At 69.7% G+C, this 15594-nt stretch carries 18 protein-coding genes (1 of these 18 running past the window's edge); 12 read left to right on the top strand and 6 right to left on the bottom strand.

All coding sequences use genetic code 11. The features are described from left to right. Window positions 1-268 precede the first annotated feature (268 nt). A complete protein-coding gene (gene ppgK / locus ND450_RS21720; RefSeq protein ID WP_305885170.1) occupies window positions 269-1030 on the bottom strand; it encodes a polyphosphate--glucose phosphotransferase in 762 nt (253 codons plus the stop codon). A gap of 105 nt (window positions 1031-1135) precedes the next feature. On the opposite strand from ppgK, the gene ND450_RS21715 reads away from it, so the two are divergent. Next, complete coding sequence (locus tag ND450_RS21715) at window positions 1136-1930, top strand: inositol monophosphatase family protein (RefSeq protein WP_256557236.1); 795 nt, start codon at window positions 1136-1138, stop codon at window positions 1928-1930. Window positions 1931-2191: 261 nt separating this feature from the next. On the opposite strand, the gene cei is transcribed toward ND450_RS21715, so the two are convergent. Then, a complete protein-coding gene (gene cei / locus ND450_RS21710; RefSeq protein ID WP_256557235.1) occupies window positions 2192-2920 on the bottom strand; it encodes an envelope integrity protein Cei in 729 nt (242 codons plus the stop codon). A gap of 422 nt (window positions 2921-3342) precedes the next feature. Here cei and ND450_RS21705 point away from each other — a divergent pair, with 422 nt between their 5' ends. Beyond that, complete coding sequence (locus ND450_RS21705; RefSeq protein ID WP_030474775.1) at window positions 3343-3642, top strand: DUF4193 domain-containing protein; 300 nt, start codon at window positions 3343-3345, stop codon at window positions 3640-3642. Window positions 3643-3732: 90 nt separating this feature from the next. Here the strand turns inward: ND450_RS21705 and ND450_RS21700 are convergent, their stop codons facing one another. Next, a complete protein-coding gene (locus ND450_RS21700; protein WP_253320620.1) occupies window positions 3733-4194 on the bottom strand; it encodes a DUF3093 domain-containing protein in 462 nt (153 codons plus the stop codon). 24 nt (window positions 4195-4218) lie between these two features. Between ND450_RS21700 and dut the strand changes: the two genes are divergently transcribed. After that, on the top strand, window positions 4219-4692 hold the full coding sequence (dut, locus tag ND450_RS21695; protein WP_089923950.1) for a dUTP diphosphatase: 474 nt from the start codon (window positions 4219-4221) through the stop codon (window positions 4690-4692). Window positions 4693-4696: 4 nt separating this feature from the next. Next, a complete protein-coding gene (locus ND450_RS21690) occupies window positions 4697-5314 on the top strand; it encodes a DUF3710 domain-containing protein (RefSeq protein WP_253320619.1) in 618 nt (205 codons plus the stop codon). Here ND450_RS21690 and ND450_RS21685 read toward each other — a convergent pair. Then, complete coding sequence (locus ND450_RS21685) at window positions 5311-5967, bottom strand: alpha/beta fold hydrolase (protein WP_253320618.1); 657 nt, start codon at window positions 5965-5967, stop codon at window positions 5311-5313. The genes ND450_RS21690 and ND450_RS21685 overlap by 4 nt on opposite strands. Window positions 5968-6051: 84 nt before the next feature. On the opposite strand from ND450_RS21685, the gene ND450_RS21680 reads away from it, so the two are divergent. Continuing rightward, window positions 6052-6417, top strand: coding sequence for an OB-fold nucleic acid binding domain-containing protein (locus ND450_RS21680; RefSeq protein WP_089923941.1), 366 nt, complete (start codon window positions 6052-6054; stop codon window positions 6415-6417). Further along, on the top strand, window positions 6414-7178 hold the full coding sequence (locus ND450_RS21675) for a DUF3159 domain-containing protein (RefSeq protein WP_253320617.1): 765 nt from the start codon (window positions 6414-6416) through the stop codon (window positions 7176-7178). Before ND450_RS21680 ends, ND450_RS21675 begins: the two co-directional genes overlap by 4 nt. Before the next feature lie 56 nt (window positions 7179-7234). On the opposite strand, the gene ND450_RS21670 is transcribed toward ND450_RS21675, so the two are convergent. Both ND450_RS21670 and ND450_RS21665 read right to left on the bottom strand, forming a co-directional pair. Continuing rightward, window positions 7235-7891: a TrkA family potassium uptake protein gene (locus tag ND450_RS21670; protein ID WP_089923935.1), complete on the bottom strand. Its 657-nt coding sequence runs from the start codon at window positions 7889-7891 to the stop codon at window positions 7235-7237. Further along, complete coding sequence (locus ND450_RS21665) at window positions 7891-8553, bottom strand: TrkA family potassium uptake protein (protein WP_089923932.1); 663 nt, start codon at window positions 8551-8553, stop codon at window positions 7891-7893. Before ND450_RS21665 ends, ND450_RS21670 begins: the two co-directional genes overlap by 1 nt. 82 nt (window positions 8554-8635) lie before the next feature. Between ND450_RS21665 and ND450_RS21660 the strand changes: the two genes are divergently transcribed. The 6 genes from ND450_RS21660 to ND450_RS21635 form a co-directional block, all read left to right on the top strand. After that, window positions 8636-10621 carry an APC family permease gene (locus ND450_RS21660; protein ID WP_253320616.1) on the top strand — a complete coding sequence of 662 codons (1986 nt, stop codon included), beginning with the start codon at window positions 8636-8638 and terminating at the stop codon, window positions 10619-10621. Beyond that, complete coding sequence (locus ND450_RS21655; protein WP_253320615.1) at window positions 10618-11823, top strand: class I SAM-dependent RNA methyltransferase; 1206 nt, start codon at window positions 10618-10620, stop codon at window positions 11821-11823. Before ND450_RS21660 ends, ND450_RS21655 begins: the two co-directional genes overlap by 4 nt. Before the next feature lie 62 nt (window positions 11824-11885). Continuing rightward, window positions 11886-13790 carry a 1-deoxy-D-xylulose-5-phosphate synthase gene (dxs, locus tag ND450_RS21650; protein WP_253320614.1) on the top strand — a complete coding sequence of 635 codons (1905 nt, stop codon included), beginning with the start codon at window positions 11886-11888 and terminating at the stop codon, window positions 13788-13790. Window positions 13791-14015: 225 nt separating this feature from the next. Further along, window positions 14016-14654, top strand: coding sequence for a slipin family protein (locus ND450_RS21645; RefSeq protein WP_253320613.1), 639 nt, complete (start codon window positions 14016-14018; stop codon window positions 14652-14654). Between the two features lie 62 nt (window positions 14655-14716). Next, window positions 14717-15400 (top strand): response regulator transcription factor, encoded by a 684-nt coding sequence (locus ND450_RS21640; protein ID WP_253320612.1) that lies wholly within the window; start codon window positions 14717-14719, stop codon window positions 15398-15400. A gap of 16 nt (window positions 15401-15416) precedes the next feature. Beyond that, window positions 15417-15594, top strand: partial view of a cell wall metabolism sensor histidine kinase WalK gene (locus ND450_RS21635; RefSeq protein WP_089923911.1) — the start only. 950 nt of this gene lie beyond the right edge of the window; the window shows 178 of its 1128 coding nt (coding positions 1-178); the start codon lies at window positions 15417-15419; its stop codon lies off the right edge, out of view.

The following is a 15594-nucleotide window of genomic DNA, read 5'->3' as shown; positions in this document are numbered from 1 at the left end:
CGACGTCGGTGACGCGGTGTTGCGCCCCGAGGTGCTTCGAGGCGCGCTCACCTGCGTTTTCGCAGCTAGATCGAGTCGGACACGTTTCGGTGTCGAACGCTTCTCCAGTGCGGTGACCACTGACCCTCTCCGGGTTGTGCACGGTCCAGGGCGATGCATCGTGATACCGCCCCCACGCCTTCGTACTGGTGGTACGGGGGCGTGGGGGCGGTATCACGAGGTGTCCACCTGGGCCGCGCAGAACCCGGTGAGGATCGTGGTCACCGCACTAGGGCCTGACGCCGTGTGCGGCGGCCCAGGCCGCGCCCACGATGCCGGCGTCGTTCTTCAGTGCGGCCGCAACCACTTCCGTGCGCACCTCGAGCAACGGCAACCACTTGTGCGCCTTCTTGCTCACGCCGCCGCCCGCGATGACGAGGTCGGGCCAGATGAGGTCCTCCAGCACGCTGATGTAGCGCGAGACCCTGGGCGTCCACTCCTCCCAGGACAGGTCCTTCTCCTCCTTCACGGAGGCGGCCGCGCGCTTCTCCGCGTCGTGCCCGTCGACCTGCAGGTGGCCGAACTCGGTGTTCGGGACCAGCTTGCCGTCGAGGAACACCGCGCTGCCGATACCCGTGCCGAACGTCAGCAGCACCACGGTCCCGTTCTTGCCGACGCCCGCGCCGAACGACATCTCCGCGATGCCGGCCGCGTCCGCGTCGTTCATCACGACGATGTCCTCGGGCCTGCGCTTGAGGCGCTGGGCGAAGAGCGTCTGGGCGTCGCAGTTGATCCAGCCCTTGTCGACGTTCGCCGCGCTGAGTGCCACACCGTGCTTGACCACGCACGGGAGCGTGATGCCGACGGGGCCGTCCCACTGGAACTTCTCGACGATCTCCGCGACCACCTCCGCCACCGCCTCCGGTGTCGAAGGCTGGGGCGTGGGGATCCGCAAGCGTTCGCCGTCCAGTGCTCCTGCCTCGAGGTCGACCAGTCCGCCCTTGACGCCGGAGCCGCCGATGTCCACACCGAACCCGCGGGTGATGCCCATTCCCCGTGGTCCTTCCTACTCGTTCGATTCAGTAACCGTGGTGCGCAGACACTAGCCTGACGTCGTCCGATAGTCCCGTGCTAGTGACGCAGGAGGGAACCGGTCGTGTTCGATCCCCGGCCACTCGTAGACATCGCGACTGCCATCGGACGGGAAGCGGGCGCTCTTGTTCAGCGCATGCGCGCTTCCGCCGTCGTCTCGTTCGACACCAAGAGCACCTCGACGGACGTGGTCACCGCCGCGGACCGCGCCTCGGAACAACTCGTCCGGACGCGTCTGTCCGAGTTGCGGCCCGGCGAGCCCGTGCTCGGAGAGGAGGAGGGCGGCACGCTCGTCGAGGGCCTGACGTGGGTCGTCGACCCGATCGACGGCACCGTCAACTACCTCTACGGCATCCCCTGGTACTCGGTGTCGATCGCGGCGCAGCTCGACGGCGAGTCCGTCGCGGGCGCCGTGTTCGAACCGGCGACCGGCCGCATGTGGACCGCCGCGCGTGGGCACGGCTCGTTCCTGGACGGCGTCCCGCTGGGCGTGTCCGCGACGACCGACCTGTCGTTGTCGTTGCTCGGCTACGGCTTCGCGTACAGGCCGGAGCGGCGGCAGCGGCAGGCCGACACGTGGGCGGGCATGGCCACGCGGGTGCGCGACCTCCGCCGGGCCGGCGCGGCGTCGCTCGACCTGTGCTCGGTGGCGTCCGGCCGGCTCGACGCCTACGCCGAGCACGGGCTCGGCCGCTGGGACTGGGCGGCCGGCGGGCTGATCGCCGCGGAGGCCGGTGCGGTCGTGCGGCTGCCGGGGTCGTCGCCCGAGCTGGGGGAGGACGCGACGTTCGCCGCCGCGCCCGGCATCGCCGACGCCCTGTACAGCGCACTCGCGGAGTGCGGCTTCGGCAAGGTCTGAGGCTCGGATCAACGTTGACTCGACGTTGACGGCGGAATCAACGTTGACGGGGATGTTGACACCGGTCCCGTCCAGTCAACGTTGATTGCGTCAACGTTGATCCGCGGCCTGTCCAGTCAACATTGACAGCAGCGTGACGCGACCATGCGAGAACGGCGCCGCCCCACTCAGGGGCGGCGCCGTTCTCGCGAGAAAGTCGAACCATCGGAAGCGGTTGCCCGCCTGGTTGAACGTCAGCACTTGAACGTCAGCACTTGAACGTCAGCAGGTGACTTCGCGCGCCCCGGCCAGGTTGTCCGCGTTGAGCGTCGGCCGCGTGGCCGCGGCCACCTGCCCGCCCTGCTGCTCCGGCTGCTGCGCCGCCCACTCGCTGAGCTGGTCGAGGACCTTGCGGGCGTTGCTGTTGGGCTTGACCTCGTCGAACTTCTTGCCGATCGCCACGTCGACGGTGGCGTCCTGGCGCTCGTCGCGCACGAGCTCGAGGCACGGCTCCAGCAGCGACAGGGTCCTGGCGGCCGAGGCACCGGGCGCGCCGAAGCGCAGCTGGCCGCGGCAGGTCATGTCGCCCGCCGGGTAGACCGGGTCGTTGCCGGGCTCGGCCGCCTGCTTCAGGCCCAGCTCGGTGAACATCGTCGCGACGGCCTTGGCGTGGTTGCGCTGCGTCGAGGCGTTGACGACCTTGAAGTTCACGTCACCGACCGGCACAGGATCGGTGCGGTCGAGCGCGTCGTGCTCGAGGACGGTGCCCAGCGCGGGCGGGGGCGCCGTCGGCGTCTCGCCCGCCACGGGGTCGGCCCCCGCCGGGGCGGTGGTGGACGCCGTCACGTTGCCGGGCGCGTTGCACTTGATGGCCGCGTCCACGTCGCTTGCGTTGCCGAGCACCTTCACCCACACGAACACGGAACTGACCAACAGCACCGCGAACAGGACGAGCGCGGGCACGGGCCGACGCCTCTTGTAAGGCGTCAAGCTCCCCGATGCGGATCCCACGTTCGAAGCCCTCCCCGTGATCCGTCCCCTGAGATCAGCCTAGGCCTTGCCCGGCTGTTGCGCGCCCTGACGGGCGTGACCCACTGCACCGGTCCCATTGCTCACAGTCAGGACGGTACCGGCCTGGCGTCAGGTTGCACGCCGAGACACATGTGCTCCCGCACAGCCTATCGGTCCAGCGTAGAAAGGTTGTGTCACCCGTCCGGTCGGTAAGGGGTAACCCGATGTCGAGCCACTCTGACAATGAGCTACCCTCTGCGCGCTCCGCACACATTTCGATCAAGCCGACGGTCACGTCAAGGGGGTTGGCTTGCCCGCCGGGTGTGGGAGACCTACGTCACCTTGACGTGGGGCACAAAAGAGGTCGCTGGAGCGTTAACCAGCGACACGAACAGTCTCCGTAGACCGCAGGGGTGAAGAAGATGGCGACCGACTACGACGCGCCGCGTCGCAGCGAGGCGGACGAACTCGCTGAGGACTCCCTCGAGGAGTTGAAGGCCCGGCGGAACGAGACGCAGTCCGGCGTCGTCGACGTCGACGAGGACGCGAGCGCCGAGAACTTCGAGCTCCCGGGCGCCGACCTGTCCGGCGAGGAGCTCACGTTCAAGGTCCTGCCCAAGCAGGCCGACGAGTTCACGTGCTCGAAGTGCTTCCTGGTGCACCACCGCAGCAGGCTCGCCGAGGACAACGGCGGCACGTACATCTGCCGCGACTGCGCCTGATCCGCACGGCTTGGTCCCACAGGCCTGAGTTCAGTCCGCCGAAGAAAAACTGGGCGCTCACCCTCACGGGTGGCGCCCAGTTGTGTTCTCTCAGGACTTGATCGCGGCGGCGAGCTCTTCCGGGCGCCGCGTGCTGATCACCCAGTAGGGGGTCGGGTCCTGCGGATCGTCCACCCGCACCCGCACGAGCGGCTTGACCCAGCCCCGGTGCACGACGAACGCCGCCGGGTCGAGGTCGCGGCCCATGGTCCGGCGGCGGTCCTCGACGGGGATGATCTCGACCTCGCCGAGCAGCTCCAGCGGGATGTGCGCGTCGCCCGCGCGCAGCTCGCCGCCGGAGACCTCGACCTTCGTCGAGCCCAGCCGGACGATCAGCACGACCGTCAGCGGCAGCAGGATCACGTACGGCAGCCAGGACCGGACTCCGGGGAAGCCCATGTGCACCTCGGCGGCCAGCAGCGCGGCCGCGAGCAGCGGCAGCGGCCAGATCCACCACGTCACGTACAGGCGTTCGCGGAAGGTCGTAGTGGCGGTCACGGCAGTCTCACTCACGTCGTCAGGGTAATCTCGGCCGCCGTGTCCAGCGTCGAGGTGTTGCTGACCCGGCTCGATCCGGGGGTTCCCGTGCCCGCCTACGCCCGTCTCGGCGACGCGGGCGCCGATCTGGTCACCACGTCGGACGTGGTCATTCCACCAGGCGAGCGGGCCGTGGTCGGCACCGGTGTCGCGATCGCGCTCCCCGCCGGTTTCGCCGGGTTCGTGCACCCGCGTTCCGGATTGGCCGCGAAGGTCGGGTTGAGCGTGGTGAACACGCCCGGCACGATCGACTCGGGCTACCGCGGTGAGATCCGCGTTTGCCTCGTGAACCATGATCTTCGTGAGCCGATCGCGCTGTCGCGCGGCGACCGGATCGCCCAGCTCGTCGTGCAACGCGTCGAGCACGCGGTGTTCCGCGAGGTCGCCGAGTTGCCGGAGACGGAACGCGGTGCGGGAGGCTATGGCTCGACCGGCGGGCACGTGGTGCTCGCCAGGATGAAGGCGGAGGGGTAGGGCAATGTTCGGAAGGCGCCGCAAGCGCGGTCGTCACTCCTCGGGCGCGGTCGACACCGGTCCGGAGCACGACGAGGACTTCGACGACGTCGAGGGCCCGTGGGACTCGACCGTGGCGCCTCAGGACGACGTGGATCGGCTCGACCTCGGCTCGGTGCTGCTGCCGATGCCGGAGGAGGCCCAGCTGCAGGTCGAGATGGACCAGCAGACGAACGCCGTGCGCGCGGTGCACATCCTCACGCCGGTCGGTCAGCTGACGGTCAGCGCGTTCGCCGCGCCGAAGTCGGGCGACCTCTGGAAGGAGGTCGGTGCGGAGCTGATCGACGGCCTCAAGGAGGACGGCGCCCGCATCAACCGCGAGAACGGCGAGTGGGGTGAGGAGATCACCGCGCGCAACCAGGGCGTGAAGATCCTCTTCATCGGCGTCGACAGGCCGCGCTGGATGCTGCGCGGGGTCGCGGCCGGCCCCGAGGAGCACTTCGAGCAGAACGCCGAGGCGCTGCGCGAGATGCTGCGCGGAACGGTCGTCGTGCGCGGCGAGCAGCCGATGCCGCCCCGCACGCCGCTTCCGGTCGAGCTGCCGGAGGCCATCGCGCGCCACATCCAGCAGCAGCAGGGCTAACGCGCCTGTCGCCACGCCTGCACCGCACGCCCCAGCGCGTGCGGGTAGGCGTCCAGCGTCGTCGTGACGAGCACGGCGCGGGGGAGGGCTTGTGCCCACGCGCGTGCGACCGCGATCGGGTGCACCGGGTCATCGGTGCACCCGACGATCCCCACCGGCACGTCGAGCGACCCGAGCTCGTCGAGCGTCGGTGCGAGCGACTCGGCGGCTTCCTCGAGGTGCGGCACGAGTTGCTCGCCGTAGCCGTGCCAGGCCCTCGTCAGCTCGTCGTGCAGCCAGCCGGACGTGCCGGACAGCGCCGTCGCGAGCCCCCGGGTCCTGACGACCTGCGCGCTGGCCCTGGCCGCGAGCGCCGCCGGAGCCCCGTCCGGGGCGCCGGTCCAGGCCGGCAGGGCGAGGACGAGACCCGCGCAGCGGTCCGGGTTGGCCACCGCCCACCTCGCCGCGACGTGCGCGCCGAGTGAGACCCCGCCCACCACGATCGGGTGGCCTGCCGGGGCATTTTCGAGGGCCGTCAACCGTTCACGGAGTGTGCGAACACGTGGTGCGTGGAGAACGGCATCTACCTGCGACAACGGCTCGGCGAACACGGATCGGACAAAGACCTCGTCCGAGGCGGTTCCGGGCAGCAGCAGGACGGTCTCGGCAGGCACGCCTGGGATTGTCGCCGCCTCTGCGTACCCTCACTGTCAGACGGCCCACACCACGGGGCCACCAGAGCACTGCGGGAGTCGGGGATGAGCGGCTATTGGCGCCGCTTGGTGCGTCGCTTGACCAGCGACGTCGCCGAGCTCGACGCGGACGACCTGTCGCGAAAAGCGGAGGCCGTCGGCGCGGTGAAGGCCTGTGACTGCAAGTCCGGTGAGGAGGTCACCGTCCTCGGAAGGCTCCGCAGCGTGGAGCTCTGCCCCCGGGACGCGGCCGCCACGCTGGAGGCCGAACTCTACGACGGCACCGAGGGCGTCACCCTCGTCTGGCTCGGCCGCCGTCGCATCGCGGGAATCGAGCCTGGTCGGACGATCAAGGTCCGTGGCCGCATCGCCGTGCGCAACGGGCGCAAGGTGCTCTACAACCCCTATTACGAGTTGCAGAACGCTTCATGACTTCAGCCAAGACCGAAGAAAAGCAGCCCACCGTCCTCGAGCAGATGGGCGGAGTGAGCGGAATGCTCTACTCCTCGTTGCCCGTGCTCGTCTTCGTGATCGTCAACTTCGCGACCAAGAACCTGATGGCCGCGATCATCAGCTCCCTCGCCGCCGCCGTCGTCATCGGCGCGGTCCTGGCCGTGCGCAAGGGAACCATCCAGCCCGCGATCTCCGCCGTCTTCGGCGTCGGCATCGCGGCCTTCATCGCCTACAAGACGGGCGAGGCCAAGGGTTTCTTCCTCTTCGGCATCTGGCAGAGCGTCGTGTACGGCAGCGCGTTCCTGTTGTCGATCGTCGTGCGCTGGCCCCTCGCCGGCGTCATCTGGACGTTCCTCAACGGCAGGGACCGCTCCTGGCGCGACGACAAGGCCTCGGTCCGCGACTACGACATCGCGACCTTCGTGTGGGCCCTGGTCTTCTTCGCGCGCTTCGTGGTCCAGCGCTGGCTCTACGACGAGGACCAGGTCGGCTGGCTCGCCGTCGCCCGCCTCGGCATGGGCTACCCGCTGATGGCCATCGCCCTGCTCGCCACGGTCTGGGCGGTCCGCCGCGCGGACAAGCGCCTCAAGGCGGCCGAGGAGGCCGCCGAGGCGGAGGCCAAGTCGCAGGCCGAGGCGGAGGGCGTGCTCGCGCGCACCGCCGACGACCTGATGACCCCGGACATGGACGAGCTCAAGCGCGTCGTCGACGCCGAGTCCCGCGACAAGTCCAGGGACTGACCCCGAAACGCCGATGCCCGGCAGGCCGCGCCTGCCGGGCATCCGCGTGAGAACCGTCAGTACCCCAGAGCCCTCTTGATGTCCTGCTCCACGGCGGCGGTCGTGACGAACAACAGCTCGTCCCCGCCCTCCAGGGTGTCGTCGGGCTGCGGCACGATGACCCGCCCGCCGCGCAGGATCGTCACCAGGGCGGCGTCACGCGGCAGCGTCAGCTCCGAGACCGCCCGGCCGGCGAACGGCGTCGACTCGTCGAGCGTGATCTCCACGAGGTTCGCCTGTCCCTGCCGCAACGTCATCAGCCGCACGACGTCACCGATCGTCACGGACTCCTCGACCATGGCGGCCAGCAGCCGTGGCGTCGACACGGCCACGTCGACGCCCCACGACTCGGTGAACAGCCATTCGTTCGTCGGGTCGTTCACGCGCGCGATGACGCGGCGCACCGCGAACTCCGTCTTGGCGAGGAGCGACACCACGAGGTTGACCTTGTCGTCCCCGGTCGCGGCGATCACCACGTCGCACAGCTGCATGCCCGCGTCCTCCAAAGAGGACAGCTCGCACGCGTCGGCCTGCACCCACTCGGCCTGCTCGACGGAGTTCGGGTCGAAGTGCGCCCGGTCCCGCTCGATCAGCATGACCTGGTGCCCGTCCGAGACGAGCTCCTGCGCGATGGAACGGCCCACCGCTCCCGCGCCGGCGATGGCGACCCGCATCAGCTCTCCTCCGGTGCCTGCAGCGCCGCGGCCGCGACGTCGGTGATCGTGCCGGACAGCGCCGCCACGTAGATGGTGTCGTCGGCCTGCACGACCGTCGAGTGCTCCGGCAGCACACCCGTGCCGAAGCGCATCACGAACGCCACCCGCGCGCCGATCGCCTCCTCGAGCTCGCGGACGGGCCGTCCGACCCACTCCTCGGAGACCTCGATCGGCAGCACCGCCACGGTGCCGGACGGGTCGCGCCACGCGGTCGCCGCCCCTTCGGGCAGCAGCATCCGGAGGAACCTGTCGGTGCTCCACGGCACCGTCGCCACGGTCGGGATGCCCAGGCGCTCGTACACGGCGGCGCGCTTGTGGTCGTAGATGCGCGCGACGACGTGCTCGACGCCGAACGTCTCGCGCGCGACCCGCGCCGAGATGATGTTCGAGTTGTCGCCGCTGGAGACCGCCGCGAACGCGCCCGCGCGCTCGACACCGGCCTCGATCAGGACGTTGCGGTCGAAACCGTTGCCGACGACCTGCTGTCCGTGGAAGTCGCTGCCCAGCCTGCGGAACGACTGCGAATCCTTGTCGATCACGGCGACCTGGTGGTCGAGTCGCTCGAGGGCCCTGGCCAGGGATGCTCCCACCCGGCCACACCCCATGATCACCACGTGCACGACATGCCTCCTCAGGCGAACTCTGCGCAGAACCTACCCAGCATTAGCCCGTCCCGGTGAGCGGACCCCTTACGCTCTGGCCGTGTCCAAGCTCGCCACCGCCGCCAAACGCCTCCTGGTCGGACGGCCGTTCCGCAGCGATCGCCTCGCTCACACCCTCCTGCCCAAACGCATCGCCTTGCCGGTCTTCGCCTCCGACGCCATGTCGTCGGTCGCGTACGCGCCCGAAGAGATCTTCCTGATGCTCTCGGTGGCCGGCCTGAGCGCCTACGCGATGGCGCCGTGGGTGGGTGTCGCGGTCGTCGTGGTCATGCTCACCGTGGTGGCCAGCTACCGGCAGAACGTGCACGCCTACCCGTCCGGAGGCGGTGACTACGAGGTCGCGACGGTCAACCTGGGCCGCAGAGCGGGGCTCACGGTGGCGAGCGCCCTGCTCGTCGACTACATCCTCACGGTCGCGGTGTCGATCTCGGCGGCGGCGGCGAACATCGGGTCCGCGATCCCGTTCGTCGCGACCCACAAGGCGGAGTTCGCGGTCGCGGCCATCGTGCTGCTGACGGCGGTGAACCTGCGCGGCATCCGCGAGTCCGGCAGCGCGTTCGCCGTCCCGGTCTACGCGTTCATGATCGGTGTCTTCGGCCTGATCGGCTACGGCCTGTTCCGCGGCTTCGTGATGGGCGACGACATGCGGGCCGAGAGCTCCGGCCTCGAGATCCACGCCGAGTCCGACCACCTGATGGGGCTCGCGTTCGTGTTCCTCGTGCTGCGGGCGTTCTCGTCCGGTTGCGCCGCTTTGACCGGTGTCGAGGCCATCAGCAACGGCGTGCCCGCGTTCCGCAAGCCCAAGTCCCGCAACGCCGCCACGACGCTGCTGCTGATGGGCGGCATCTCGGTGGTCATGCTGATGGGCCTGATCGTCCTCGCCCAGCTGACCGACGTGCGGATGGCCGAGTTCCCCGACCAGCAGATCACCAACGCGCCCGAGGGCTACGAGCAGAAGACGATGGTCGCGCAGATCGCGCACGCCGTCTTCGACAACTTCCCGCCCGGCTTCTACTTCATCGCCGGTGTGACCGCGCTCATCCTCGTGCTCGCGGCGAACACGGCGTTCAACGGCTTCCCCGTGCTCGGCTCGATCCTCGCCCAGGACCGCTACCTGCCGCGCCAGCTGCACACCCGCGGCGACCGGCTCGCGTTCTCCAACGGCATCCTGTTCCTCGCGGGCTTCGCGGTCGTGCTGGTGATCGCGTTCGACGCCGAGGTGACCCGGCTGATCCAGCTCTACATCGTCGGTGTGTTCGTGTCGTTCACGCTGAGCCAGCTCGGCATGATCAAGCACTGGCAGCGGCTGCTCAAGACCGAGACCGACGCCCAGGCGCGCACCCGGATGCGGCGCTCGCAGGCCATCAACACGTTCGGCCTGGCGCTGACCGCGACCGTGCTGATCATCGTCCTGATCACCAAGTTCACCAAGGGCGCGTGGATCGCCATCGCCGCGATGGCCGCCATCTACGCGTTGATGACGGCGATCCGCAAGCACTACGACACCGTCGCCGAGGAGCTGCGCAAGCAGGAGCGCGTGCGCACGATGCCCGCGCGCAACCACTGCATGGTGCTGGTGTCCAAACTGCACATGCCCACGCTGCGGGCGTTGTCCTACGCGAAGGCCACCCGCCCGGACGTGCTGGAGGCCGTCACGGTCAACGTCGACGACGGCGACACCCGCAAGCTCGTCGCCGACTGGGAGAAGGAGAACTTCAAGATCCCGCTCAAGGTCATCGAGTCGCCCTACCGGGAGATCACCAAGCCCGTTCTCGACTACGTCAAGCGCGTCAAGACGGACAACCCGCGCGACGTTGTTACGGTGTTCATCCCCGAGTACGTGGTCGGCCACTGGTGGGAGCAGCTCCTGCACAACCAGAGCGCGTTGCGGCTCAAGGGAAGGCTGCTGTTCCAGCCGGGTGTGATGGTGACCAGTGTTCCCTGGCAGCTCGAGTCGTCGGTGAAGGTCAAGGACAAGGACGTCATCGCGCCCGGCGCTGTCCGAAGGGGACTTGACGACCGATGAGCACCACCAAGGAAGACTGGACCGGACGCAAGTTCGAGGTAGAGGTAGGCCCCGTCGCGCACGGCGGGCATTTCGTTGCACGACACGAGGGGCGCGTTCTGTTCGTTCGCCACGCACTGCCTGGCGAACGCGTCGTGGCATCGGTGTACGAGGACAACGGCGGCTCGTTCTGCCGTGCGGACGCCATCGAGGTCCTGCAGCCGTCACCGGACCGCGTCGAGGCGCCCTGCCCGTTCAGCGGACCGGGGCTGTGCGGCGGCTGCGACTTCCAGCACGTCTCGTGGGACGCGCAACGGGAGCTCAAGGCCCAGGTGGTCCGCGAGCAGCTGAGCCGCCTGGCCAGGATCGAACGGGACGTCGTCGTCGAGGCGCTGCCGGGCGGCCCGCTGGAGTGGCGGACCCGGATCAGGATGGCCGTCGACCGCGACGGGCGGCCGGGTTTCCGCGGCACCCGATCCCACGATGTGATCCCGGTCGACCACTGCGTGATCTCCCGGCCGGGCATGGTCGAGGCGGTGGCCGACCGCAAGTGGCGGGCCCAGGAGCTCACGATCGTCCAGGACGGTGACGGCAACCGTCATGTGGGTGAGGTGCGCGGCCGACACACCGTGCGACGCGCCGGGAGCGATACGGCCGTCGAGATCGCCGCCCTTCGAAAGTGGCGAATTTCGGCGGACGGCTTCTGGCAGGTCCACCCGGCGGCCGCGGACACGTTCGCGACCGTCGTGGGCGAGTGGGCGGCGGCCGAGCCGGGGCAACGCGCGTGGGACCTCTACGGCGGCGCCGGGCTCTTCGCGTCGGTGCTCGGCCGGCAGGTCGGCGAGACCGGGTCCGTGCTGGTCGTCGAGTCGTTTCCGGGCGCCGTGGAAGACGGCAGGCGCAACCTCCGGCGCATGTCCCAGGTCGAATTCGTGGTGGACAAGGTGGAGCGCGCCGTGGGGCGCCGCCTGCCCGTTGAAGATCCTCATGTCGTCGTGCTGGACCCCCCTCGCAAGGGGGCGGGCAAGGTCGTTGTGGCTGAAGTCGCACGACGCCGCCCGCAGCGGGTCGTCTACGTGGCGTGCGACCCCGCGGCCCTGGCCCGTGACCTGGCCGAATTCACAGTTCAGGGGTACCGGCTCGCGGACCTGCGGGCGTTCGACGCGTTCCCGATGACGCACCACATGGAGTGCATCGCCCTGCTCGTAGCTGAGACCGGCTGACAGGTCGTCTCAGTCGCGTCTCCGTAGACTGAGCCGAAGTCTTCAGGAGTGAGGTGGGCGTGGTGACCCTGCTGGAGTCCGTGCACGGACCAGCTGATCTGAAACGGATGGACGAGGCGCAGCTGTCGCGGCTGTGCGAGGAGATCCGGCGTTTCCTGGTCGACAAGGTGTCCAAGACGGGCGGGCACCTGGGCCCCAACCTGGGCGTAGTCGAACTGACCCTGGCACTGCACCGGGTCTTCGACTCGCCGCAGGACCCGATCGTGTTCGACACCGGTCACCAGTCGTACGTGCACAAGATCGTCACGGGCCGCCGCGACGGCTTCGACAAGCTCCGCCAGCAGGGCGGCATGTCGGGCTACCCGTCGCGGTCGGAGTCCGAGCACGACGTGCAGGAGAGCTCGCACGCCTCGACGGCGCTGTCCTACGCGGACGGTCTGGCGAAGGCGAAGCAGATCAACGGCGCGCACGGCCACGTGGTCGCGGTCGTCGGTGACGGCGCGCTCACGGGCGGCATGTGCTGGGAGGCGCTGAACAACATCGCGGCGGACAAGAACCGCCCGGTCGTGATCGTGGTCAACGACAACGGCCGCTCCTACTCGCCGACGATCGGCGGTCTCGCCGACCACCTGTCGTCGCTGCGCCTGCGCCCCGGCTACGAGCGCGTGCTCGAGAAGGGCAAGAGCGTCCTCGAGCAGACGCCGATCTTCGGCAAGCCGCTCTACGCAGCCCTGCACGCCGCCAAGCGCGGCATCAAGGACGCCCTGGCGCCGCAGGCGATGTTCGAGGACCTGGGCCTCAAGTACATCGGCCCGGTCGACGGCCACGACATGGCGACGCTGGAGTCCGCTCTGCAGCGCGCGAAGTCGTTCGGCGGCCCGGTGATCGTGCACGCCGTCACCCGCAAGGGCATGGGGTTCGCGCCGGCCGAGAACCACGAGGCCGACCAGATGCACGCCACCGGCGTCATCGACCCGATCACCGGCGAGGACCTCAAGCCGTCCAGCCGCACCTGGACGCACGTGTTCTCCGACTCGCTGGTCGACATCGGCCGCGAGCGCTCCGACGTCGTGGCGATCACCGCCGCGATGCAGGGCCCGACCGGTCTGGACGCGTTCGCCAAGGCGTTCCCGGAGAGGTTCTTCGACGTCGGCATCGCCGAGCAGCACGCGCTGACCTCCGCCGCCGGCCTCGCCATCGGCGGACTGCACCCGGTCGTCGCCGTCTACGCGACGTTCCTGAACAGGGCGTTCGACCAGCTGCTGATGGACGTCGCGCTGCACCGGCAGGGCGTCACGGTCGTGCTCGACCGCGCGGGCGTCACCGGCCCGGACGGCGCGTCGCACCACGGCATGTGGGACATGTCGATCCTCGGCGTCATCCCCGGCGTGCACGTGGCGGCGCCGCGGGACGCGGGCACGCTGACGGAGGAACTGCGCGAGGCCGTGGAGATCGCGGACGCGCCGACGGTGATCCGCTACCCGAAGGCCTCGGTCGGCCCGGACCTGCCCGCGCTGGAGCGCGTCGGGTCCGTGGACGTCCTCCGGCGGTCGGGCAACGACGTGCTGCTGGTGACGGTCGGCGCGTTGGGCGAGCTCGGACTCGAAGCCGCGCAACGGCTGGAGGACCAGGGCATCGGCGTGACGGTCGTCGACCCGCGGTGGATCTACCCGATGTCGTCCGACCTCGTGGAGATGGCCGCGTCGCACAAGCTCGTCGTGACCGTCGAGGACGGTGGCCGGCACGGTGGCTTCGGGTCGTCGTTCGCCGCCGCCCTGCGCGACGCCGACGTCGACGTGCCGTTGCGCGACATCGCCCTGCCGCAGGAGTTCCACGACCACGGCTCGCGGGGCGAGGTGCTCGCGCTGTGCGGCATCACCGCGCAGGACGTGGCACGCCGCGTGACGGAGTGGGCCGCTCGCCTCGAGTGCCTGCCCGTCGAAATCGACGCGCCCGCGGAGAAGTAGTTCGGCTAACCTCCACCACGCGCCGCCTTCCGCGGCCCGGCAGGCCTTCCTCGCCGGGTTCCGCAATCGGGGCGGCGCGTGGCGCTGTAGAGGCACCAGGTTCAAATCCTGAACGCCGAGACCCCGGTCGCACACGGGGGCCGCGAGCTCTGCGAGTCCCTTGTGGACTCCCGTTCGCGGCCTCGCCGGCCGGGGTCTCGGTCAACCTGGACGGAGGTGGAGACGATGAGGCACACGCTGTACCCGTGGGAGCGGGCGGTCAGGTTCGATCGGGGAGTGCTGGTGGGCGAGGTGGAGCCCGGCGAGCACAAGTTCCCGCGGCACGTCGTCCTGCACCGCGTCGACCTCCGGCCGCGCTCGCTCACCCCGGCGGCACAGGACGTGCCGACCGCCGACGGCGTGCTGGTCCGTGTGACCGTGGTCGTCCGTTGGGTCGTGTCGTCCGCGACGGCGTTCGTGGTCGCATCGGCCGGTCCGGAGGCCGAGCTCTACACGGCCGTGCAGCTCGCATTGCGCGGTGCGGTGATCACGCGCGTGCACTCCGCCGTTGATCCCGAGCGTGACGCCATCGCCGCCGAAGTGCTGGCCGCCGTGGGTCCGCGTGCCGCTGAGCTGGGCATCTCGGTCTCCGAGGTGGCCGTGCGCGACGTCGTCATGCCCGGCGAGCTGCGGCGAGCGGCACTGGCGGAGCTCGTGGCGGCGTCCGAGGGACGTGCGGCCCTGGAGCGTGCGCGCGGGGAGACGGCCGCGCTGCGGTCGTTGCTCAACGCGGCCCGGCTCGCCGAGGAGCACCCCGCCCTGCTGGAGCTGCGCGCACTGCAGGCCGCGTCCACCGTCGTGGTGGACAGGCCGGCGCGCAGGTAGCCGACAGCCCTTGTGAAGGTGTCGTTAAGCGCCTTCTCAGGTGCGTGTGGCACCTTGGACGCGTGCGGATTCTGGTAGTCGAGGACGAGGCACCTCTGGCAGACGCGATCGCTCGTGGCCTGAGGCGTGAGGGCATGGCCGTGGACGTCGCCTACGACGGCGAGACCGGGCACGAGAAGTCGACCGTCACGCGGTACGACGTCGTGGTGCTCGACCGCGACCTGCCGGGGATGTCCGGCGACGAGCTGTGCAAGGAGATCCTCAGCTCCGGCGCGCTCACCAGGGTCATGATGCTCACGGCCAGCGGGTCGATCGAGGACCGCGTCTCCGGGTTGTCCCTCGGCGCGGACGACTACCTCGCGAAGCCGTTCGCGTTCCCCGAGCTGGTCGCGCGCGTGCGGGCGCTGGCCCGGCGCGCCACGCCGGCGACGCCGCCCGTGCTGTCCGCGCAGGACGTCGAACTGGACCCGGCGCGCCGCACGGTGGCCCGCGGCGGGCAGCCGATCGAGCTGACGCGCAAGGAGTTCGGCGTCCTCGAGGTGCTGCTCGCGGCCAAGGGATCGGTCGTCAGCAGCGAGGAACTGCTCGAGCGCGTGTGGGACGAGAACGCCGATCCGTTCACCACGACCGTGCGCGTCACCGTGATGACGTTGCGCAAGAAGCTGGGCGAACCGGGCATCATCGACACCGTCGTGGGCTCGGGCTACCGGGTCCCGAGCGCTTCGAACGGATCCGCTGAAGACTGATCTTGGGGACTGACCTATGCGGAGGCGCGGACCAGGGCTTCGCCTTCGGATCACGCTCCTGACCACCGCGCTCGTCGCGGTGGTCGGCGCTGTCCTGCTGTTCCTCGGGTGGACGCTGGTCGGGCGGGTCTTCGACTCGTCGCCGTCGTTCCCCTCCGACAGCCAGGTGACGGTGGACGGTGTCACCGTCACCG

It is taken from the genome of Lentzea sp. HUAS12 (genome assembly GCF_024125735.1).
GTDB classification, from domain to species: Bacteria; Actinomycetota; Actinomycetes; order Mycobacteriales; family Pseudonocardiaceae; genus Lentzea; species Lentzea albida.
The sequence above is the reverse complement of the archived record's forward strand: the minus strand, read 5'-3'. Positions and strand labels throughout refer to the sequence as shown.

What these genes read in the sequence shown, in the direction of transcription:
- ppgK (WP_305885170.1), bottom strand. Translation starts at nt 1,030, where the DNA reads ATGGGCATCACCCGCGGGTTCGGTGTGGACATCGGCGGCTCCGGCGTC.
- ND450_RS21705 (WP_030474775.1), top strand. Translation starts at nt 3,343, where the DNA reads ATGGCGACCGACTACGACGCGCCGCGTCGCAGCGAGGCGGACGAACTC.
- ND450_RS21690 (WP_253320619.1), top strand. Translation starts at nt 4,697, where the DNA reads ATGTTCGGAAGGCGCCGCAAGCGCGGTCGTCACTCCTCGGGCGCGGTC.
- ND450_RS21680 (WP_089923941.1), top strand. Translation starts at nt 6,052, where the DNA reads ATGAGCGGCTATTGGCGCCGCTTGGTGCGTCGCTTGACCAGCGACGTC.
- ND450_RS21675 (WP_253320617.1), top strand. Translation starts at nt 6,414, where the DNA reads ATGACTTCAGCCAAGACCGAAGAAAAGCAGCCCACCGTCCTCGAGCAG.
- ND450_RS21670 (WP_089923935.1), bottom strand. Translation starts at nt 7,891, where the DNA reads ATGCGGGTCGCCATCGCCGGCGCGGGAGCGGTGGGCCGTTCCATCGCG.
- ND450_RS21655 (WP_253320615.1), top strand. Translation starts at nt 10,618, where the DNA reads ATGAGCACCACCAAGGAAGACTGGACCGGACGCAAGTTCGAGGTAGAG.
- ND450_RS21645 (WP_253320613.1), top strand. Translation starts at nt 14,016, where the DNA reads ATGAGGCACACGCTGTACCCGTGGGAGCGGGCGGTCAGGTTCGATCGG.